This is a genomic window from Actinopolymorpha pittospori, assembly GCF_014873875.1.
Classification (GTDB): Bacteria; Actinomycetota; Actinomycetes; order Propionibacteriales; family Actinopolymorphaceae; genus Actinopolymorpha; species Actinopolymorpha pittospori.
The window spans coordinates 3,633,627-3,655,052 of sequence record NZ_JADBEM010000001.1; the positions used below are offsets into that span (position 1 = coordinate 3,633,627).

Annotated in this window: 16 protein-coding genes; 8 read left to right on the forward strand and 8 right to left on the reverse strand. The window is 70.0% G+C overall.

The window, feature by feature from the left end; all coding sequences use genetic code 11:
- Positions 1-45: 45 nt before the first annotated feature.
- Both HEB94_RS17250 and HEB94_RS17255 read right to left on the reverse strand, forming a co-directional pair.
- Positions 46-654, reverse strand: a complete 609-nt coding sequence (locus HEB94_RS17250) for a DUF1707 and DUF4190 domain-containing protein (protein ID WP_192750843.1) — start codon at positions 652-654, stop codon at positions 46-48.
- A 226-nt stretch (positions 655-880) separates the two neighbouring features.
- Positions 881-1,378, reverse strand: a complete 498-nt coding sequence (locus tag HEB94_RS17255; protein ID WP_192750844.1) for a DUF1707 and DUF4190 domain-containing protein — start codon at positions 1,376-1,378, stop codon at positions 881-883.
- Between the two features lie 262 nt (positions 1,379-1,640).
- Between HEB94_RS17255 and HEB94_RS17260 the strand changes: the two genes are divergently transcribed.
- Positions 1,641-2,423 (forward strand): type III pantothenate kinase, encoded by a 783-nt coding sequence (locus tag HEB94_RS17260; RefSeq protein WP_192750845.1) that lies wholly within the window; start codon positions 1,641-1,643, stop codon positions 2,421-2,423.
- A gap of 21 nt (positions 2,424-2,444) precedes the next feature.
- On the opposite strand, the gene HEB94_RS17265 is transcribed toward HEB94_RS17260, so the two are convergent.
- Both HEB94_RS17265 and HEB94_RS17270 read right to left on the reverse strand, forming a co-directional pair.
- Positions 2,445-2,768, reverse strand: coding sequence for an STAS domain-containing protein (locus HEB94_RS17265; protein ID WP_192750846.1), 324 nt, complete (start codon positions 2,766-2,768; stop codon positions 2,445-2,447).
- Between the two features lie 91 nt (positions 2,769-2,859).
- Entirely contained in the window at positions 2,860-3,612 is a 753-nt protein-coding gene (locus HEB94_RS17270) for a glycerophosphodiester phosphodiesterase family protein (RefSeq protein ID WP_192750847.1), read from the reverse strand.
- A 223-nt stretch (positions 3,613-3,835) separates the two neighbouring features.
- On the opposite strand from HEB94_RS17270, the gene lysS reads away from it, so the two are divergent.
- The 3 genes from lysS to HEB94_RS17285 all read left to right on the forward strand — a co-directional run bounded on the left by lysS (position 3,836) and on the right by HEB94_RS17285 (position 8,885).
- The gene (gene lysS / locus HEB94_RS17275; RefSeq protein WP_192750848.1) at positions 3,836-5,347 is read left to right on the forward strand and encodes a lysine--tRNA ligase; all 1,512 of its coding nucleotides are present in this window, start codon (positions 3,836-3,838) and stop codon (positions 5,345-5,347) included.
- Positions 5,348-5,539: 192 nt separating this feature from the next.
- Entirely contained in the window at positions 5,540-5,878 is a 339-nt protein-coding gene (locus tag HEB94_RS17280; RefSeq protein ID WP_192750849.1) for an Lsr2 dimerization domain-containing protein, read from the forward strand.
- A gap of 502 nt (positions 5,879-6,380) precedes the next feature.
- Positions 6,381-8,885 carry an ATP-dependent Clp protease ATP-binding subunit gene (locus tag HEB94_RS17285; RefSeq protein ID WP_192750850.1) on the forward strand — a complete coding sequence of 835 codons (2,505 nt, stop codon included), beginning with the start codon at positions 6,381-6,383 and terminating at the stop codon, positions 8,883-8,885.
- Positions 8,886-9,102: 217 nt separating this feature from the next.
- Here the strand turns inward: HEB94_RS17285 and HEB94_RS17290 are convergent, their stop codons facing one another.
- Positions 9,103-11,652, reverse strand: coding sequence for a polysaccharide lyase 8 family protein (locus tag HEB94_RS17290; RefSeq protein WP_192750851.1), 2,550 nt, complete (start codon positions 11,650-11,652; stop codon positions 9,103-9,105).
- Positions 11,649-12,551 (reverse strand): A/G-specific adenine glycosylase, encoded by a 903-nt coding sequence (locus HEB94_RS17295; RefSeq protein WP_192750852.1) that lies wholly within the window; start codon positions 12,549-12,551, stop codon positions 11,649-11,651. Before HEB94_RS17295 ends, HEB94_RS17290 begins: the two co-directional genes overlap by 4 nt.
- Before the next feature lie 94 nt (positions 12,552-12,645).
- Here HEB94_RS17295 and HEB94_RS17300 point away from each other — a divergent pair, with 94 nt between their 5' ends.
- Together HEB94_RS17300 and HEB94_RS17305 are read left to right on the forward strand one after the other, a co-directional pair.
- The gene (locus HEB94_RS17300) at positions 12,646-13,482 is read left to right on the forward strand and encodes a hypothetical protein (RefSeq protein ID WP_192750853.1); all 837 of its coding nucleotides are present in this window, start codon (positions 12,646-12,648) and stop codon (positions 13,480-13,482) included.
- A 218-nt stretch (positions 13,483-13,700) separates the two neighbouring features.
- Entirely contained in the window at positions 13,701-14,858 is a 1,158-nt protein-coding gene (locus HEB94_RS17305) for a Gfo/Idh/MocA family protein (RefSeq protein WP_192750854.1), read from the forward strand.
- 375 nt (positions 14,859-15,233) lie between these two features.
- Here the strand turns inward: HEB94_RS17305 and disA are convergent, their stop codons facing one another.
- Positions 15,234-16,319 (reverse strand): DNA integrity scanning diadenylate cyclase DisA, encoded by a 1,086-nt coding sequence (disA, locus tag HEB94_RS17310; RefSeq protein ID WP_192750855.1) that lies wholly within the window; start codon positions 16,317-16,319, stop codon positions 15,234-15,236.
- A 287-nt stretch (positions 16,320-16,606) separates the two neighbouring features.
- Between disA and HEB94_RS17315 the strand changes: the two genes are divergently transcribed.
- The gene (locus tag HEB94_RS17315; protein WP_192750856.1) at positions 16,607-19,243 is read left to right on the forward strand and encodes an alpha-L-rhamnosidase; all 2,637 of its coding nucleotides are present in this window, start codon (positions 16,607-16,609) and stop codon (positions 19,241-19,243) included.
- Positions 19,244-19,333: 90 nt separating this feature from the next.
- Here HEB94_RS17315 and radA read toward each other — a convergent pair whose 3' ends face one another.
- Positions 19,334-20,740, reverse strand: coding sequence for a DNA repair protein RadA (gene radA / locus HEB94_RS17320; RefSeq protein ID WP_192750857.1), 1,407 nt, complete (start codon positions 20,738-20,740; stop codon positions 19,334-19,336).
- Between the two features lie 190 nt (positions 20,741-20,930).
- Between radA and HEB94_RS17325 the strand changes: the two genes are divergently transcribed.
- Positions 20,931-21,416 carry an SAM-dependent methyltransferase gene (locus tag HEB94_RS17325; protein ID WP_337917747.1) on the forward strand — a complete coding sequence of 162 codons (486 nt, stop codon included), beginning with the start codon at positions 20,931-20,933 and terminating at the stop codon, positions 21,414-21,416.
- The last annotated feature ends 10 nt before the right edge of the window (positions 21,417-21,426 follow it).

A 21,426-nucleotide genomic window follows, 5' to 3' on the forward strand; every position in this document is an offset into this window, starting at 1 on the left:
CATCCCGGGCCCGCGCCGCTTCAGTCTCGAACGCGGGGCGCCGCGCTACCGGCCGAAGCCGAAGAGAACGGCGAGGACGAACCAGAGGGCGACGAAGGCGAGCTCGAGGTAGCCCAGGACCAGGCCGGTGACCGCCAGACCGATGCCGTCACCGTTGGTACGCCGGATCCGGGCGAGGGCGAGGTGTCCGGTCACCACAGCCGGAACGGCGCTCATGCCCGACGTGCACAGACCCAGAACGGCGCAGGCGATCGAGACCTTGGCGAGCGGCTCGGTGGCCCGGACCGGAGCGGGCGCGTAGTTGGCCCACGGGTTGGCGAGGGGCGCCGGCGGCGGGGGCGGAACCCGACTTCCGCCGGGGAGTGAGGGATGTCGCGGTGTGGAGGAGATCCCGGGAACGGGCATGGTCGGCGGGATCACCTGGGTCGGCCCCTGCGGCTGCCCGTTGCCGACGGGGAACGGCGTGGGGCCCACCGGGAGGTCGGAGATCAGCTCCTGGAGTTCGCCGTAAGTGCGGGCTTCCATCACGGCGTCGACACGCTCGTGGTGTTCGTTCCAGTCCAGCCGGCCTTCGGCCAGGGCCGCCTTGAGCACATCGGCCGCACGTTCGCGGTCGGCATCGGACGCCCGCATCGAGTGCCAGTCGGTGCTCATGTCACCCCCAGCCGTCGGGGACCAGGTCGCCTGGAGACGTCCCGGCGTAGGTTTCCCTCCAGCTATTGTGCCGCCGGATTCCAAGAATGACCGCACTCTCATGCAGACGGTCTGTGAGGTCGCCCTCAACCGGGGCAATTCGGGCCGCGGCTCGGTGCCCCGCCAGGGTCGTAGGGCCCTGACCCCTCCCCGCGGTGGGCCGGGACTTCACGGCAACCGAGGGGGTCTAACCCCTCAGGACGGCGAGGATCATGAAGAGGGCCGTCCCGAGGACGGGCAGGTAGCCGAGCACCAGGCCGGCGATCGCCATGCCGCGGCCCTCGGCTCCGGTCTGGTTGATCCGGGACAGCGCCAGGTGGCCGGTGATGATGGCACCGACACCGCTGATGCCGCAGGTGAGTGGCGTGATCGCGCCAAGAATCAGCGACGCCTTCGCCAGGGGCTCGCTGGGCCGGATCGGGACCGGCGCGTACTGCGCCCACGGATTGACCTGTTGGGCGGGATAGGCGGGGTTGGCCGAGGCCGTGGGGAACGGCGACGGTCCGGCGGGCAGGTCGGCGATATGGCGCTGGATCTCGCCGTAGGTCTGGGACTTCATCAGGGCGTCGAGGCGGGCGTGGTGCTCGGTGGGCGTGAGCCGGCCTTCGGCGTAAGCGGCCTTGAGGATGTCGGCTGCCCGCTCCCGATCAGCGTCCGATGCCCGCATCGAGTGCCAGTTGCTCATCTGCTGCGCCCCCTTGGCCGGCTCGCGAGACCTGTCGGACAGATTACGTCCTTTTACTCTCTCTCCCATTGTGACGGCTGGCGGGACTCCGGAGTGCCCCGCGGTCCGGAACCCGTGGTGCCTGTGGACAAACGCGGGGGCGCCGGTAAGTACGCTGGCCGGGCCCGCGGGAATGCGCCGTTTCGCCGGCGGCCGGCCATGGTGGCGGCCTTTTCCCGGCGTTCTGCCATAACGACGAGTACGTCACGAAAGGCGACAGCCCATGCTGCTCGCGATCGATGTGGGCAACACCCACACCGTTCTCGGTCTCTTCGCCGACGCCCGGCTGGTCGAGCACTGGCGGGTCGCGACCGAGGACCGGCGTACGGCGGACGAGCTCGCCGTGCTCGTCGCCGGCCTGCTCGCCGGTCACCTCGGTCCGGAAGGGGTCAGCGGAGTCGCCGTCTGCTCGACCGTTCCCACGGTGCTGCACGAACTCCGGGAGATGCTGAGCCGGTACTACGGCGATGTGCTCGGCGTCGTGGTCGAACCCGGCGTCCGGACCGGCGTACCGGTGCTGATGGACAACCCGCGCGAGGTCGGCGCCGACCGGATCGTCAACGCTCTCGCGGTTTCCGAGCGCTATCGCGGTGCGTGCATCGTGGTCGACTTCGGTACGGCCACCACCTTCGACGTGGTGAGCGCTCGCGGCGAATACATCGGAGGGGCGATCGCGCCCGGTATCGAGATCTCGCTCGAGGCACTCGGTCGACGCGGCGCCCAGCTCCGTCGGGTCGAGCTGCTCCGGCCACGCACGGTCATCGCGAAGAACACCGTGGAGGCGCTCCAGTCCGGGGCGGTCTACGGTTTCGCCGGCCAGGTCGACGGTCTGGTGACGCGGATGATCGCCGAACTCGGTCTCACCGCCGAGGAGGTCACCGTCGTGGCGACCGGCGGTCTCGCGCCGGTGGTGATCGAGGAGTGCCACACCATCGACGCGCACGAACCGTGGCTCACCCTGCACGGACTGCGACTGGTCTACGCAAGGAACCAGCCGGAGAACTGATTTCCCCTCTGGTTCCTCTGGTCAGGCGCCCGACTGCATTGGCAGGTGTGGCCAGTGGGCCGATTCGAGCGCGCGCAGCGCCGGCTTGCTGACCATGGACAAAGCGACCTCGAACCCGGTCCGGCGACCCAGGCGTTCGAGTTCGACCAGGAACTTCACGCCCGGCTCCGTCATGGCCGTGACGTCGCGAAGGTCCACGAGCACCCGCTGGATGTCGACATCCTCCAGTGCCGCCACCTCGCCGAGTGCGACGTCCAGGTCCTCCGCCAGCGATTCGTCGATGTCACCGCGCAGGAAAGCGACGAATTCCCGGCTTCCTCGGTCGACCACTTCGATGTCGCCCATTGCGTACCTCCCCGGCTCGCGTGGCGAATGTGCCGCTCTCGCCCGCGCCCGCCTCCGGCGCTGGTCGACGTGAGTCGGCACTTCCCCCACGCTACGGGGTGGCCTGCCCCGGACGGTGATGCTCGGTGTCGGGACGAGCCGCCAGAAGAGTGGTCACTTCGGGAATGTCCCGGATCGATTCCCGGAGCAGGCCGGGGAAGTCGGACGTCACACCGGCGGTTCCGATCCGCAGGGCGTGCAGGAGTTGGTCAGGGTCGTTGGCGGGCCACCCAATCACCTCCAGACCCTCCCGGCGACACAGGTCGACGAATTCCTCGTCGAGGGAGGCGAGGCCGAGGCAGAGCACGTCGATACCCATCGCGCGGGCCTGGTCGACGGATTCTCGCGGCGCCCGCGAGGAGATCAGCCCGGCACGTATGCCGGGAAAGTAGTCGAGGGTCTCCCGGAGGATCTCGGCCGAGAATGAGGTCACGGTAATCCGGTCGACGAGATTTCGGTCGCGAATTGTGTCGACGGCAGCACGCGCCGCATCGAACGCCTTGATCTCGGCCTGGATCGGAAGGTCGATGGCGTCGAGGACCTCATCGAACGTCGGGATCGACTCGCCCTGTCCGGCATCGAGGCCGCGGATCTCCGCCAACGTCATCTCCGCGACGTTGCCTTTTCCGTCGGTTGTCCGGCTCACATCTGCGTCGTGGAGGATCACCAGGTGCCCGTCGAGGCTCACCCGCAGGTCGAGTTCGATGGCGCCCGCGCCCTCAGTGACCGCGCGGCGAAAGGACCGAAGGGTGTTCTCGGGTTCGAGGCCCAGGGCCCCGCGATGTCCGACGAGGGTGAACGTCACGTCAACCTACCTGTCCGATTCGGCGTTGGAGGACTGGATGTTGGAGGACTACTCGAGGCGCATGCGCGGGTTCTCCCCGCGAGTGTCGACCCTCTCACGGTGCGTCGGTGAGAGGAGGTGAGGGGCGCGGGGCCGCAGCCACGGCACAGTCCCTCGGCGCGCGACTCTTCCCCCGCCACCCCAATAAGGCGGAGAAGGCTCCCACCGCATAATCTTGTGAACTATGACCGAGACACCGCAAGGTAACCCCGGCGAGGAAGACGATCTTCCTGAGCAGATGCGGATTAGGCGTGAGAAGCGCGAGCGGCTGATCGGTCGTGGAGTCGATCCCTATCCCGTCTCGGTAACCCGCACTCACACACTCGCCGACCTGCGCGCCATCTACACCGACCTGCCGTCCGACCACTCCACCGGCGACTCGGTGACGATCGTCGGCCGGGTCATCTTCTCCAGGATTGCCGGCAAGCTCTGCTTCGCACGGCTGCGCGACGGGGATGGCACCGAGGTGCAGGCGATGATCTCCCTCGACCGGGTGGGAGAGGAGTCCCTCGCCGACTGGAAGTCCACCGTCGATATCGGTGACCACGTCGGCGTCGAGGGCGAAGTGGTGACGAGCAAGCGCGGTGAACTTTCCGTCGCCGCCACTCGTTGGTTCATGGTCGCGAAGGCCCTCCGGCCGCTACCGGTCGAGCACAAGGCACTTTCGGACGAGTCGCGCGTACGCCAGCGTTACCTCGATCTCATCCAGCGACCACAGGCGCGCGAGCTGCTGCTCGCGCGGTCCGTCGTCGTGGGGTCGATTCGGCAGACCCTGATGAGCCGTGGCTATCTCGAAGTTGAAACCCCGGTTCTGCAGGCGATCCACGGCGGCGCCGCCGCCCGGCCGTTCGGCACCCATTTCAACGCCTTCGACCGCGAGTACTACCTTCGTATCGCCATCGAGCTCTACCTCAAGCGGCTCGTGGTCGGCGGGGTGCACAAGGTCTTCGAGATCGGCCGCAATTTCCGTAACGAGGGGCTGGACTCGACCCACTCGCCGGAGTTCACGATGCTGGAGGCCTACGAGGCCTACGGCGATTACCACACGATGGCCGAACTCATCCACGCGCTGGTTCTCGACGCGGCGCGCGCGCTCGGATCCACCGTCGTCCCCGACGGCCGGGGCGGCGAGATCGACCTCGAAGCACAATGGCGCTGGCTCCCGATCCACGAGGCTGTTTCCTCGGCGGTCGGTGCGGAGGTGACTCCCGACACCGACGAAGCCGAGTTGCGCCGATACGCCGAGCGCTTCGACATCGCTCTCGAACCCGGCTGGGGTGCCGGTGAGATCGTGCTCGAACTCTTCGAGAAGTTGGTCGAGCACACCCTGGTCCAGCCAACATTTGTCTGTGACTATCCGGCCGAGGTCCGGCCACTCGCCCGACCGCACCGCAAGGACCCGCGGCTCGCCGAGGCCTTCGACCTGGTGGCGGCGGGAGTGGAGTTGTCCCCGGCATATTCGGAGCTGGTCGACCCGGTCGAACAACGCGATCGGCTGGTCCAACAGTCGATCCGGGCGGCCGGGGGAGACGTCGACGCGATGCAGCTCGATGAGGATTTCCTCCGCGCCCTCGAATACGGCATGCCGCCGACTGGCGGCATGGGCATGGGAATCGACCGGCTGGTCATGCTGCTGACGGGTGTCCGTTCCATTCGCGACACCATCCTGTTCCCGCTGGTGAAGCCTGAGCTGTGACCGCCGGACCGCGGTGGGGCGGAGCGCAACCTCGGGTTGGCAGCGCATTGGGCGACGCCGCACGCGATTGCCGCGTGGCACGGTGTGAGCAAACAGCGATAGTTGGCAGTGGGTGATATTCGATGTTTGCCCAAAGCTGCTGTTTGCCTCTATTGTTGTAGCAGCCCCCGTTTATTCGAGAAGGGAACAGCAGTGGCGACGAAGACCAACGTCGTTCTCATCGATGACCTCGATGGTTCCGAGGCCGAGGAGAGCGTGAAGTTTGCGCTGGACGGTGTCTCCTACGAAATCGACCTGTCCGCCAAGAATGCCACGAAGTTGCGCAACGCCTTTGCGTCCTACGTCGGATCCGCTCGCCGGGTGGGTGGCCGCGCGACCCGCGGTCGCGCCGCAAAGCCGGCCGGGGGTTCGGCTCGTAAGCCCGAAACGGCCGAGATCCGGGCCTGGGCGCGCGAGCAGGGCTGGGACGTCAGTGACCGTGGTCGGATCCCCGCCGAGATCATCGAGGCCTACCAGAAGGGCCGCCGGTAAGACTCTCGGCACCTCGTCCGGTCCGGGCAGGTTCTGAGGCAGGAGCGCCAGCCACCGGCGATCAAGTCGCCATGGTCGCCGAGCGTCGCGAAGGGGCGGCGCTTTGGGCTCGGTGCCGCACGTCCCAGGTCTGACCGGTCCAACCGCGTAAGACCCCCGAGGATGCGTCCTCGGGGGTCTTGTCGTACTGTCACATGCTGCGGGTGAGCGTTCGCACAGGGTGACGATTGGCCCCAAATGCGGCACTGGCCGCACCATCGGGCCGCAACCGACCCCCTTCCGGCGTTCGCTTGCGGCGTAACGTCTCGTCAGAGGCGGCACCCATGGAACAGAGTAGGGGTGCCACCAGTTACAGCGTTACCTAGTGTTCACGGCTCGCTCCTAGTTGATCCCCACTCGCAACATGGTGGGAGGAGGCTGGGCGGCGACCGGGGACTAGCATGAAATGCAGGGGCCGGGCGGATCCGGACCCCCGCGCCGTCTCCAGCCCGGGGAGCGAAAGATGTTCGAGAGGTTCACCGACCGCGCGAGGCGGGTTGTCGTCCTGGCCCAAGAAGAGGCCCGGATGCTCAGCCACAACTACATCGGCACCGAGCACATCCTGCTAGGCCTCATCCACGAGGGCGAGGGTGTGGCCGCCAAGGCGCTCGAGAGCCTCGGCATCTCGCTGGAAGCTGTCCGCGCCCAGGTCGAGGAGATCATCGGCCAGGGTCAGCAGGCGCCCAGCGGACACATCCCGTTCACGCCGAGGGCCAAGAAGGTCCTCGAGCTTTCGTTGCGGGAAGCTCTGCAGCTCGGTCACAACTACATCGGCACCGAACACATCCTCCTCGGTCTTATCCGCGAGGGTGAGGGCGTGGCTGCCCAGGTGCTGGTCAAGTTGGGTGCCGATCTCGGCCGCGTACGCCAGCAGGTCATCCAGCTGCTGTCGGGTTACCAGGGCAAGGAGACCGCGGGTGCGGCCGCCGGTGCCAGCGGCGAGGGCTCGCCGCAGGGCTCGCTGGTGCTCGACCAGTTCGGTCGCAACCTGACGCAGGGTGCGCGCGAGGGCAAGCTCGACCCCGTCATCGGACGCGAGAAGGAAATCGAGCGGGTCATGCAGGTGCTGTCCCGCCGCACCAAGAACAACCCGGTCCTCATCGGTGAGCCCGGCGTCGGTAAGACCGCGATCGTCGAGGGCCTCGCCCAGGCGATCGTCCGGGGCGACGTGCCCGAGACGCTCAAGGACAAGCAGATCTACACGCTGGACCTGGGCGCCCTGGTCGCCGGTTCGCGCTACCGCGGTGACTTCGAGGAACGGCTGAAGAAGGTCCTGAAGGAGATCCGCACCCGCGGGGACATCGTCCTCTTCATCGACGAGCTGCACACCCTGGTGGGTGCCGGCGCGGCCGAGGGTGCGATCGACGCGGCGAGCATCCTGAAGCCGATGCTGGCTCGTGGCGAGCTGCAGACCGTCGGCGCGACCACTCTCGACGAGTACCGCAAGTACCTCGAGAAGGACGCCGCGCTCGAACGCCGCTTCCAGCCCATCCACGTGCAGGAGCCCTCGATGGCCCTCACGATCGAGATGCTGAAGGGCCAGCGCGACCGCTACGAGGCGCACCACCGCGTCACCATCACCGACGCGGCGATCGTGGCGGCAGCCCAGCTGTCCGACCGCTACATCTCCGACCGGTTCCTGCCCGACAAAGCCATCGACCTGATCGACGAGGCCGGCTCGCGGCTGCGGATCCGCCGGATGACGGCTCCGCCGGACCTGCGGGAGTTCGACGAGCGGATCGCCAACGTCCGCCGCGACAAGGAAGCCGCGATCGACGCGCAGGACTTCGAGCGCGCCGCCTCCCTGCGCGATGAGGAGAAGAAGCTCATCGCCCAGAAGGCCGAGCGGGAGAAGCAGTGGAAGGCCGGCGACATGGATGTCGTCGCCGAGGTCGACGAGGAACTGATCGCGGAGGTCCTCTCCACCGCGACCGGCATCCCGGTCTTCAAGTTGACCGAGGAGGAGTCGCAGCGACTGCTCCGCATGGAGGAGGAGCTGCACAAGCGCTACGTCGGTCAGGAGGACGCGGTCCGGGCGCTGGCCAAGGCCATCCGCCGTACCCGCGCCGGCCTGAAGGACCCGAAGCGTCCTGGTGGCTCGTTCATCTTCGCCGGCCCGTCCGGTGTCGGTAAGACCGAGCTGTCCAAGGCACTGACGGAGTTCCTGTTCGGCGACGAGGACGCGCTCATCCAGCTGGACATGAGCGAGTACTCCGAGAAGCACACCGTCTCGCGGCTGTTCGGCTCGCCGCCCGGCTACGTCGGGTACGACGAGGGTGGCCAGCTCACCGAGAAGGTGCGGCGCAAGCCGTTCTCGGTCGTCCTCTTCGACGAGGTGGAGAAGGCCCACCCGGAGATCTTCAACTCGCTGTTGCAGATCCTCGAGGAAGGCCGGCTCACCGACGCGCAGGGTCGGGTGATCGACTTCAAGAACACCGTCATCATCATGACCACCAACCTCGGCACCCGTGACATCGCCAAGGGCGTCAACCTCGGGTTCACGCAGTCGCGGGACAGTGGTGGGTCCTACGAGCGGATGAAGGCGAAGGTCCAGGAGGAGCTCAAGCAGCACTTCCGGCCGGAGTTCCTCAACCGTGTCGACGACATCATCGTCTTCCCGCCGCTGAGCGAGGAGCAGCTCGTCGACATCGTGGACCTGTTGATCGCCAAGGTCGAGGACCGGCTGCGCGACAAGGACATGGGCATCGAGCTGACCGCGCCGGCCAAGGCGCTGCTCGCCAAGCGCGGCTACGACCCGGTGCTCGGCGCCCGGCCGCTGCGCCGGACGCTGCAGCGCGAGATCGAGGACACGCTCGCGGAGAAGCTCCTGTACGGCGAGCTGACGCCGGGGCAGATCGTCCTGGTCGACGTCCAGGGCGAAGGCAAGGAAGCGACGTTCACCTTCACCGGCACGACCAAGGCGCCTGTGCCCGATCTGCCGACGATCGAGGCCACGTCCCAGGAGTAGGCACCACCGACTCCCCGGAGCGAAGGGGCGACCGCACCAGCGGTCGCCCCTTCGCCGTCCCTGCCGTCCCTGTCCGCCCCTGTCGTCCACGTTGTCCGAGCGCCCAGGCGTCCGGGTCGTCCCCTCCGAGTGGTCGGGGTGGGTTCGTCACCGCCCGCGGTGAACGTCGCGCGGGCTCGACACGTCCGACGGGTCAGTCCGCGGCGGCGGGCGTCGGTCAACCTCGGCGGCGGGCGAACAGTCGCTGCACGCCGTCGTCGAGGACGTCCACGGCCGACGCGGCGAGCCGATCGTCGCGGCGGAGGTCCGCGAGGCTCCGGCGCAGCGCCCACAGCGCCTCCCAGGCCGCCTCTGTGCCCTCTGTCGCCTCCGCGACGTCCGCGCCGTCCAGCGGCCCGGCGAGCCGGTCGAGCCCGTCCAGCCGCTCGGCGAGGCGCTCCCGGGCGGCCGGGGCCACCTCGCCGGCTCCGGCCAGGTCGGCCAGGCACGCCCGGACGTCCGGGAGTGCCCACGGCCGGTGTGCCACCCGCAGCGACCGGCTCTGCCCGCGGGCGCCGGCCAGGTCGACCTCGACGGTGAGCGGGTCGAGCGCGACGACCCGCACGCCCGGGTCGGCGGCCAGCACCTTCGTCGCCCGGACCTTCATCGTGAACCGCACCTTCTCCGCGAGGCGGGTCGGATCCGACATGGCGACCGCCACCTCCTCGGCACCCTCACGCAGGACGACGCAGCCGGGCGCGTCGGCGCTGACGATCGACGCGGAGGCGCCCGCGGTCCACAGGTTGACTCCCAGGACGCCCGTGGCGAGGGCGCGCACCGCCTGGACCGCTCCGGTGTTGGCGACGACGGCGACCCCCGGCCGGGCGGCGTACCGCCTGGTGGTCTCAGCGTCCGCGGTCGGCAGCAGGACGTAGGCGTATCCCGCCCGGTCGGGGTCCACCCCGTGGTCGAGCCAGATCGTGAGGAAGTCGCGCACCAGGGCGGTGTCGTCGGTCCAGGACGGATGCCGGGTGAGGTCGGACCAGCGGCCGGTCCGGCGATCCCGCGTCAGCGTGAGGTCGGCGCCGCCGGGGAAGACGTACCCGCCGGTCCCGGCGAGGTGGACCCAGCCCGCGTTCGTGGCGGTCTCCAGATCGCCCGGCCGGGCCACCGCGGGACGGCCGTCGACCAGCACAGTCTCGGCCGCGGAGGTGCGGAGCCGGCGGTTCTCGACGACGGTCTCCACCCTCCGGCCGTCATGAGCGGTGATGCCGGCGCCCAGGGCGACCACCTCGTCGTCGAAGCAGAACCATGACTTCTGGGACACGAGTGAGCAGCCCTGCGAGGACAGCCGCATTCCGGCGGCGGTGTAGCGGCGTTCGAGGGTGGTCCCGCCCACCCAGTCCGCTGGATTGAGGTGGCCGCGCCCCTCTCCCGGCCCACGCTCGCGTACGTCCACCGTCGTGCCGGGAATGCGGTACGGGTCGACCGTCGGCCAGAACCCGTCGTTGTAGTGGTCGAGCCGGTCGTCGTACAGGTAGGTCGCGCCATCGGCGCTCAGCCAGCCGCGCAGGTTCTCCTCGTTGATCGACTCGAACGACGCGATTCGACGCGACCTCATCGAGACGCCGTACGCCCAGGCCGCCTTCCGGTGCACCACCCGGTCCATGCCGGCGAAGACGTGACTCACCTCTAGCGGGCCGCGGCGGGCCAGCGAGTCGTCGGTGAGCAGGGCGCGGGCCGCGAGCACCGTCGGGATGCCGCGTCCCCGCAGCCCGTCGTCGAGGGTGTCGGCTTCGAGCCACTCCCGGACCAGTGGGGCGAGCCAGGACCGCACCTCCTCCGACGCGGCCACGAGCAACCCCAGGGCGGCGTCGAGCGCGGTGTGCCCGGCATGGTGGTCCTGTTCGTCGTGGCGCGCGATGACGCGTCCGCTCGCGAGGTCCATCAGGCCGCCGCGCCAGATCAGCGGGTCGAACGCCGTACGGATCCACTCCAGGACGATCCCGTCCTCCAGCGCGAACGGGGTACCCGCCACCCGCGCGAAGATGGCCGGCAGGGTGCCGAGCAGTTGGACCCCGTACGACCCGTTGTAGGGGTAGTGGTTGTGCTGCAGGAACGAGCCGTCGCGGTGGAAGCCGTCGCCCTCCTCGACGTAGGCGAGGACCGGCGCCAGTCCGTCGACACCGAGCCGAACGGTCGTCGCGTCGCCGGCGAGGGCACCACGCCCGACCACGACGTCCGCGGTGAGCGCCCGGTTGGCGGCGGTGCCGATGGGTTCGGGCGTGTAGTGGGCGACCGCGCTGGTGTAGGCGGAAAGCCGCGCGGGTGTCAGGTGGTCGAACACCAACATCGCCGCGAGGTTGAGTGCTCGCGGCCCGGAGATCATCCACTCGAACCAGTTGCCGAGGATCTCGCCGTCCGCGCGGTAGTAGCGGGCCACCATCCAGTCGAGGCCGTCGATCAGGTCGGCGAGGAGCTTCGGATCCTGGTGGGTGTCGCTTCCCCGCGTCGCCCAGCCCAGTGCCATCCGGAACAGCCGGTCGAAGGAGCGCGAGATCGCGAACGACCGATGGACGTCGAGCCGGGCGTCCTCCCACAGGGCGCGACGGTTCGCTTCGGTGGCCATCGTTGACCACCACCGCCTCGCGTCCGTCCCGATCCGCGCCAGCGCGGACGCGAGTGCCGGATCCGTGGGCTCGTAGTCGGCTGCCACCCAGCCCGCCCGCCACTGGGCCCGCATCCGGGCAAGGTCCGCGACCGTTTCCGCCGACTCCGACGCGCTCATCCGGACGGGACCACCGCCGCGACTCCCGTCGGCAGGCGGTAGCGCCCGCGGGCGAGGGGTTCGACCAGCCCGTCGGCGACCAGGGTGTCGAGCGCGCGTTCCCGCTGGACCGGGTCCGGCCAGACCGCGTCGAGCCTGGCCTTCGGGACGGCGCCGTCGGACTCGCGCAGCACCCGCAGGAGCCGTCCACGACACTGCCGGTCGGTGCCCTCGTAGCTCTGTCGCCGCCTCGGCGGGCCGTCGTGGTCGGGTCGGCCGGCCTGCCGCCAGGCGCACTCGCGGTACAGCGGGCAGGAGTCGCAGCGCGGTGCGGCCGCCGTGCACACCAGGGCGCCGACCTCCATCACCGCGACGGCCCAGCGCGCGGCGGTCGCGGGGGCGTCGGGGAGCAGGTCCTGCGCAGTGCGGCGTTCGCGGGCGGTCGTCGCCGTCGGCGGATATCGCACGCCGTCCACGACGCGGGTGAGCACCCGGCGGACGTTCGTGTCGAGCACCGCATGGCGCTGGCCGTAGGCGAACGACGCGACCGCCGCAGCGGTGTAGTCGCCGATGCCAGGGAGCGCGCGGAGGTCGTCGTAGCTCGCCGGCACCGCACCGTCGTGTCGCTCGGTGATCGTATGCGCGGCGGCGTAGAGGCGCAGTGCCCGCCGCGGATAGCCGAGGCGGCCCCACTGGCGGACCGCCTCCCCCGGTGTGTCGGCGGCGAGCGCGGAGGGCGTGGGCCAGCGCTCGAGCCACTCGGCATAGGCCGGCAGCACCCGGTTGACCGGGGTCTGCTGCAGCATCACCTCGCTGACGAGGACGCCCCACGGTGTGGCGTCGGGACGTCGCCAGGGAAGGTCGCGGGCGTGCTCGGCGTACCACGCGAGCACCGGCGCGTGCAGGGGCGAGATCGGCATGGCAGGTCCGATCCTCGCACGCGGCGCGGATCTCGCCCACCCGACGCGGCGTGGATACGCGGCGAGGTGCCGCCGCACGGCTACCCTCCGCCGTATGATGCGCCCTCTCTTACGACCGGTCGGGCCGTTGCCCGCCTCGGCGTACTGGATCCGGCGTTCGATCGTGCTCGTCGCGCTCGGCCTGTTCATCTGGTGGGTGGTCGCGCTCCTCGTGCCCGACGGTCCGGACCGGAGCGCCGCGGCCGGACTGCCCACGCCGACACCGACACCGACCGCGCCGGCGGTCATCGCGGATCCCGACGGCGGCGCGGGTGCCATGCAGCGCCCGGGGGCGGGCCAGGCCGATGGCTCCGGTCAGGGGAGCGGCTCCGGGGACAGCTCCGGCCAAGAAGAGGACCCGCAGCGCGGCGGTACGGGCGGCCAGGGCGGCTCAGTGCGCACCTCGCCGCCCGCGACCGGTACCAACTCAGGCCGCACGGAGCGGCCCACCGCGACAGCCACTCCGAAGGTGCGGACGCCGCGGACCCCGAGTCCGCCGGCCCGTCCCGTCGCCTGTGATCCCGGACGGCTCGGGCTGGAAGCCGAGATCGCCAAGAGCCCCGTCCCGGCCGGCCAGCCGGTGACCGTGACGCTGCGGTTGCGCAACGGAGCCTCCGCCGCCTGCCAGCTGGCGATCAGCGCCAAGACGCTGCAGGTCGAGGTGACCTCCGGCAACGACCAGATCTGGGACACCTCGGACTGTTCGGCCGTCCCGGACGCTCCGCTGGTACTCGGCCCCCGCGAGCAGCGCGAGCTGACGATCCGCTGGCCGGGCGTCCGCTCCCGGGAGGGCTGCCCCGGCGGTCAGCCGGCCGCTCTGCCCGGCTACTACGCCGCGACGGCGAGCGTCGGCGGCGTCACCGCGTCGCCCGCGAGGTTCCGGCTCGCCTGACCTGACCGGCCGCCCCGACCGGCGCTCTGACCGGCTGCTCTGACCGGGTGCTGAGATACGCCACGGCCTGATCGTGACAGCGACCCTCCAGAGTACTAGCGTGCCCTAAGCATGCTTTGCGCAAAGTCGCCTGCCCTGCGTAGCTTCCAAGCATCAATGCGCAGAAGTGCGGGCGTACGTCAGGACATCGATGGCACGGCCGAACGGAGTGGCACAGGATGACGGATCTGGCGATCGGCGTGATCGGCTACGGGTTGCGAGGCAACCTCGCCGCACACGCGCACCGTCCCGGCGAGGGTTCGCGACTGGTCGCGTTGTACGACCCGGACGCGGCGGCTCATGACCGGTTCCGCGACAGGTTCGGATCAGACGTCACGACCACCGCGGATCTCGACGCCTTCCTCGGGCTGGGTCTGGACGCCGCGTTCGTGCTGAGCCCCGACTACCTGCACGAGGAGCACGCGCTCGCGCTGCTCGACGCCGGGATCGCGGTCTACCTCGAGAAGCCGATGGCGATCACCACCGAGGGTTGCGACCGACTGCTGGAGGCCGCGCAGAAGAGCGGTGGCCGGCTCTACCTCGGCCACAACATGCGGCACATGCCCTTCGTCCGGGAGATGAAGCGGCTGATCGACTCCGGCGCGATCGGTGAGCCGAAGGTCGCGTGGTGCCGCCACTTCGTGGGCAACGGCGGCGACTTCTACTTCGCCGACTGGCACGCCGAGCGTCGCTACGGCACCAGCCTGCTGCTGCAGAAGGGCGCGCACGACATCGACGTCCTGCACTGGCTGTGTGGTTCCTACTCCCGCGACGTCACGGCGATGGGTGACCGCATGGTCTACGACCCCTCGCAGGGCGGCGAGGAGGAGCCGTGGTGGCAGGGTGAGCGCAACCTCAAGCGCTGGCCGCCGAAGTCGCTCACCGGGCTCAACCCGAAGATGGACGTCGAGGACGTCTCGATGGTCCACATGCGGCTCCAGAACGGCATCCTCGCGTCGTACGAGCAGTGCCACTTCACCCCCGACTACTGGCGCAACTACACGATCATCGGGACCGAGGGCCGGATCGAGAACTTCGGCAACGGCGAGCCCGGCACGGTGATCCGGCTGTGGAACCAGCGGCACCAGTACGCCCCGGACGGCGACCACTCGGTGCCGCTCGGCGAAGAGGAGGGCGGTCACGGCGGGGCCGACCCGCGGATCGTCGCGGAGTTCCTGCGCTACGTGCGGGAAGGCGGCGCCACCGACACCTCGCCGGTGGCCGCGAGGTACGCCGTCGCGGCCGGATGCGCGGGTGCTGAGTCGCTGCGTGCGGGCAGCGTGCCGGTGCGGGTGCCGGACGCGAACCCCGAGGTCGTGTCCTACTTCGAGGGCTGATCCGGCAGGTCCGTCAGGGCTGTCAGGGCAGATTCGTTCGATCGCCGCGAGGCCGGCGCCGGAATTCCGGCGCCGGCCTCGCGGCATCTTCGGTAGATGAGTGGGGGGCTGCTCGGGTCGACGACAACGCGCCCAGGCGGGATGCGGGGGCCGGCATGAGGAGCGGGTCATCCGCGCCCGGCTGGGAAGGCGGAGGAGGAGGCGCGTAGCGGTGTTCTACGTGCGACGACGAGAACGCCGCCAGCGTGGATGCGGGGGCCGGCATGAGGAGGGGGTCATCCGCGCCCGGCTGGGAAGGCGGAGGAGGAGGCCCGTAGCGGTGTTCTACGTGCGACGACGACAACGCACCCAGGCGGGATGCGGGGGCCCGCGACCCTAGACGTAGCGTTCGAGGATGCTGGACTCGGCCAACCGGGACAGCCCTTCGCGGACCGAGCGGGCGCGGTTTTCGCCCACGCCGCCGACCGCCTGCAAGTCGTCGATGCTGGCCGCGAGGAGCTTCTGCAGGCTGCCGAAGTGTTCGACGAGCCGGTCGATGACGGTGCCGGGCAGTCGCGGCACCTTGGCGAGGAGCCGGTAGCCGCGCGGACTGACCGCGGCGTCGAGCGCGTCCCCGCCATGACCGAGGGCGCGGGCCACCGCGCCGATGTCGAGCAAGTCGGTGGCCGAGAGCCCGTCGAGCTCGGCGAGAGCCTCCTCGACGCTGCGCTGGCGCTTGCCGGTGGTCTGCGGGAGGTAGTCGCGGGCGACCAGTTCGCGCTCGGGCTCGACGCCCGCCACCAGCTCGTCGAGCTGGAGGGACAGCAGCCGGCCGTCGACACCGAGTTCGACGACGTAGCCGTGGATCTCGTTGGCGATGCGCCGCACCATCTCCAGCCGCTGGGCGACCTGGGCGACGTCGCGCACGGTCACCAGATCCTCGATCTCGAGAGCGGACAGGGTGCCGGACACCTCGTCGAGGCGCAGCTTGTAGCGCTCCAGAGTCGCGAGGGCCTGGTTGGCGCGGCTGAGGATCTGGCCGGTGTCTTCCAGGACGTAGCGGATGTCGTCGACGTAGAGGCCGATGATCCGCATGGACTGCGAGACCGAGACGACCGGGAAGCCGGTCTGCTTGGCGATCCGCTCGGCGGTGCGGTGTCGGGTGCCGGTCTCCACCGTGGGGATGGACGGGTCGGGCATCAGGTGGACGGCGGCCCGGACGATGCGGGTGCACTCCCGGTCGACGACGATCGCGCCGTCCATCTTGGCGAGCTCGCGGAGTCCGGTGGCGCTGAACTCGACATCGAGGCTGAACCCGCCGGTGCACAGGGACTCCACCGTGCGGTCGTAGCCGAGCACGATGAGCGCGCCCGTACGGCCGCGGAGAACGCGCTCGAGCCCGTCACGCAGAGACGTACCCGGCGCGACAGCGGCGAGCGTGGCCCGGAACTTCGCGTCCGGGCTCTTGTCACTTGCAGCCACAACTCTCCTGGGGTGGTCAGCTTGCTCGCGCAAAGTCTACGGTCCGGGAATGTGAGATGGGCCCCGCGCCATGCGCGAGATCTTCACGGCTTTCCGTCCGCTATGTGTGGAGACCGACGGCCTCGCCATTTCGTTGCTTGCCGTGACCGCTTGCGGACAGTGTGACGCTGGACGGGTATAGGCACGGCGGCGTGACACGCAATTCTGGTGCAGCCCGCGTCCGTTGGCACACCGTTCCCGGTAATCGCGGGTGCCCGGCCTACGACAATCCTCTGGAGCCGCCACATATGAGTGCCGTTCTGAGCCCGCACACACTCCGTACCGAGTACGCCGACAATCCCCTCGGAATCGACGAGCCCCGGCCGAGATTCTCCTGGCTGCTGCGCTCCGACGCTGGCAGCGGCGAAAGTTCGGAATCCGGGCAGGGGGCCTTCACCCAGACGTCGTACCAGGTGATCGTGTCCTCCGATCTGCCCGGTCTGGAAGCCGGCCGGGGCGACGTCTGGGATTCGGGCCGGGTGGAGTCCAGCGGCACCGGCCAGGTGGAGTACGACGGAGCGCCGCTGCGGCCGGCGACCGGCTACGTGTGGAGCGTCCGCGTCTGGGACGGTGCCGGTGAGGCGTCGGACTGGGCCGCACCCGCCGCGTTCGAGACCGGTCTGCTCAGCTCCGAGGACTGGGGTGGCGCCGTCTGGGTGCGCCACCCGGCGGCCACCGGCACCGACGGACCCGCCCCCTCACCCCTGCTGCGGAAGACTTTCCAGCTCCCGCCCGGTGACATCGTGCGGGCCCGTCTCCACGCCTGCGGCCTGGGCTTTGGTGAGTTCCACCTCGACGGCGAGCGGGTCGGCCGGGCAGTTCTGGACCCGGCCCCCACCAACTACGAGGCGACCGTCCTCTACTCGACCCACGACGTGACGCCGCAGGTTCGGGCCGGTGCGTCCTCCTCCGAGCACGTGCTCGCGGTCGCCCTCGGGCGGGGCCGCTACGCCGATCCGACGCCGAACGTGTGGTACTGGCAGCGCGCGCCGTGGTGGGACGATCCCAAGCTGCTGGCCCATCTGGTCGTGTCGTACGCCGACGGACGGGTCGAACGCGTGGTCAGCGACCTCAGTTGGCGCGCCGTCGACGGCCCGACCCGGGTCGACTCGCTCTACGCCGGTGAGGTGTACGACGCGGCGAAGACGCGGCGGGGCTGGACCTCCACCGGCTTCGACGACAGCGACTGGAGCGACGTCGTCGCGGCCACTCCGCCACGGGGTGTGCTGCGTTCCCAGCAGGTCGAACCGATCGAGGTGATCGGGGAACTGGAGCCGGTCGGGCTGGCCGAGCCGCAGCCGGGCGTCCATGTCTACGACCTCGGACAGCAGCTCGCGGGGTGGGCGCGGTTGCGGGTGGTCGGTCCGGCCGGCACCAGGCTGCGGATCAGGTACGGCGAGCGGCTCCTGGACGACGGCACGGTCGACATTCGTCAGGTGCACATTGACGGTGACATGCAGACCGACACGTTCGTGCTGAGCGGCGAGGGCTACGAGACGTTCGAGCCGCGCTTTTCCTACAAGGGATTCCAGTACGTCCAGGTCGACGGGCATCCGGGTCGTCCCGACATCGACGACCTGCGCGCCCAGGTCGTTCACACCGCGGTGGCCTCGACCGGTGAGTTCGAGACCGACAACCGGCTCGTCAACCGGATCCACACGGCCACCCGCTGGGCGGTCCTCAACAACCTGCACGGCGTACCGACGGACACCCCGGTGTTCGAGAAGAACGGCTGGACCGGCGACGCGCACCTGACCGCCAACGTCGCGGCCTACAACTTCCACATGCCGCGCTTCTACACCAAGTGGCTGCAGGACTGGGTTGACGCCCAGCTGCCGACTGGGGAGTTCCCGCCGATCGTCCCGACCAGCGGCTGGGGATACCACGGCGACCCGGACGCCGGAATCACCGGACCCATTCCGGCCTGGGACGTGGCGTACGCGGAGATTCCGTGGGTGATGTACCAGCACTACGGTGACGAGCGCATTCTTGCCCGTCACTACGACGGGCAACGGCGCTATCTCGACCACCTCGTCGACGGGTATCTCCGGGACGACGTGGTGCTGGTCGGCCTCGGCGACTGGCTGCCGCCCGGGGTGCACGGGATGCCGCCGGAGGGGCCGGGTGTCTACGAGACGGCGTACACGCTGCGATTCGTCGAGCTTCTCGGCCAGATCGGGCAGGTGCTCGGTCGTCAAGGTGACCTTGCCGGCTACGACGAACTCGCCGGCCGAATCCGGTCCGGCTTCGACCGCGCGTTCTTCGACGCCGCGGCCGGGATCTACCACGGCGAGCGGCCGACGGACTATCGGCAGTCGGTCAACGTGGTCGCGCTGGCCTTCGGGCTGGTCCCCGACGACAGGTACGCCGCGGTCCTCGACCGCCTGGTCGCCGACATCCACGAGCGCGACGACCACCTCGACACCGGCGTGATCGGGACGAAGTTCCTGCTGCCGCTGCTGACCCGGCACGGCATGGTGGATCTCGCCTTCCGGGTCGCGACGCGGTTGACGTACCCGGGTTACGGATTCTGGATGGAGCAGGGCGCGACCGCGTTGTACGAGCACTGGCACGCCGGCTCCCGCTCGCGTAACCACCACTTCTTCGGGCACGTGGACCAGTGGTTCATCGAGGACCTCGCCGGGCTGACTCCGGCGGAGCCGGGCTTCGCCCGGGTGCGGGTGCGGCCGTCGCCGCCGAGCGACCTGGGCCGGGCGCGGGCCGCGCTGGACACCGTACGCGGGCGGGTGGCCACCAGCTGGGAGCGGCGTGGGGAGGGGGTCGCGGTGACGGTGGAGCTGCCGCCCGGGGTGAGCGGCGAGGTGCACGTGCCCGGTGCCGGCGTCCAGGAGTGTGGTCCTGGCACCCACACGTTCGAGTCCTAGGGATCGGGATCCGGTCGGCGAGGTCGAACGCGCGATGCCGGACGTCGTTCGGGCGAGGGGCGGCCGACCAGGCGTCGGTGTGGCCGAACGTCACTGCGGCGAACGGCGGAGCGCGACGACCTTGCCGAGGCGGGCGGCGGCGTCCAGGGCCGCACCGATGTGAGCGACCTGGCGGACCTCCATGCCCTCGGGTCCGGGGCCGCCGTCCAGCGGCACCAGCGCGTAGGTGAAGCCAAGGCGGAACGCCTCGGACAGGCGCCGCTGGATGCCGGTCACGCGCCGGATGTCGCCGCCGAGGCCGACCTCGCCGACCGCGATCAGGTTGACCGGCAGCGGCTGGAGGACGTCGGCGCTCGCGATCGCCAGGGCGACGGCGAGGTCGGAGGCGGGCTCACGCAGGCGTACGCCACCGACGGTGGCGGCGTAGACGTCCTGCCGGCCGATCGAGACCCCCGCCCGGCGTTCGAGCACAGCAAGGATCATCGCCAACCGGCTCGAGTCGAGGCCGGACGTGGCTCGCCGCGGGGTCGCGAGGCTGGACGCCGCAACCAGCGCCTGCACCTCGGCGAGCAAGGGGCGCTTGCCCTCGACGGTCGCGGTGACGCAACTGCCCGACACGGGCGCGCCCCGCCGGGTCAGGAACAGCCCGCTCGGGTCGGGCAGGCTCTCCAGGCCGCCGTCGGCGAAGTCGAAGCAGCCCACCTCGTCGGTGGGGCCGTAGCGGTTCTTCACCGCGCGGACCATGCGCAGCCGGGAGTGCCGCTCGCCCTCGAAGTGCAGGACCACGTCGACGAGGTGCTCCAGCGCGCGCGGACCCGCGATGGATCCGTCCTTGGTCACGTGGCCGACGACGAGGGTGGCGATGTTGCGTTCCTTGGCGACGCGGATCAACGCCCCCGCCACCTCCCGGACCTGTGTCACCCCGCCCGGTGCGCCGTCGACCTCCGCGGAGGCGACGGTCTGCACCGAGTCGAGCACGATGAGATCGGGTCGAACGTCGTCGATGTGGCTCAGCACCGCACCAAGATCGGTCTCCGCCGCGAGGAAGAGTCGGGGCGCCAGAGCGTCGATCCGCTCCGCGCGCAGGCGGATCTGTGCGGCGGACTCCTCGCCGGACAGGTAGAGGCTCTTGCCACCGGAGCGCGCGCGCTGCGCGGCCGCCTCCAGCAGCAGGGTCGACTTGCCGACGCCGGGCTCGCCGGCCACCAGCACGACCGCTCCTGGCACCAGGCCGCCACCGAGCACCCGGTCGAGTTCGGAGATGCCGGTCGGCTCGGCCCGGGCCGCCTCCACACTCACCTGGTCGATCGGGGTGGCGGGCTGGGAGACGGGCCGCGCCGCGGTGACGACGGAGCTGGCCCGACCGGCGCCGATCTCCTCGACCGTGCCCCACGCCTGACACTCGCCGCAGCGACCGACCCACTTGGTGGTCTGCCAGCCGCACTCGCCGCAGCGGTAGGCGGGCCGTGGCGCACGGGACGTCGAAGATCTGGCCATGGTCGCAAAGGCTAGAGCGTGCCGCCGACAGCCCCGGCGTTCTGGCGTACCCGGCGACGAACGTCGCGGCGTGCCCGACAGGCGTTCCAGGTCACGGCTTGGTCTCGTCGCCGTCAGCTTGCGGACAGTTTCGCGGCCCGCTGAGCAATTCGTTGGGCGTCCAAGCAGCGAGGTCCTAGGCTGGTTAGACGTGAGCACCGAGACCAGTTCTGACGTGAGCACACAGATCACGGTCGTTCCGATCGGAGTCGTCGCCGGTGGGCGCGCGGAGATTCGGGACGACAACTGGGCCACCGAGACGGCCCGGATCCTCCTCGACGGCACGCTGCTCGAGCCGGCCGCGACGCAGGGCCTGGCGGCGTTCTCCCACCTCGAGGTGATCTTCTTCTTCCACCGGTCGACCCGGGCGAGATCCGGTGCCGCCCATCCGCGCAGCAACCCGCACTGGCCGCGGGTGGGGATCTTGGCCGACCGTACGCCGCACCGCTTCAACCACCTCGGGGTGTCGCGCTGCGAGCTGCTCGCGGTCGACGGCCTGGAGCTGACGGTGCGCGGCCTGGATGCCGTCGACGGCACGCCGGTCCTCGACGTGAAGCCCTACGTCGAGGAGTACGGTCCGCGTGGACCCGTCCGCGAGCCGGCCTGGACCCGGCAGTTGATGGGCACGTACTACTGATCGGCCCTCT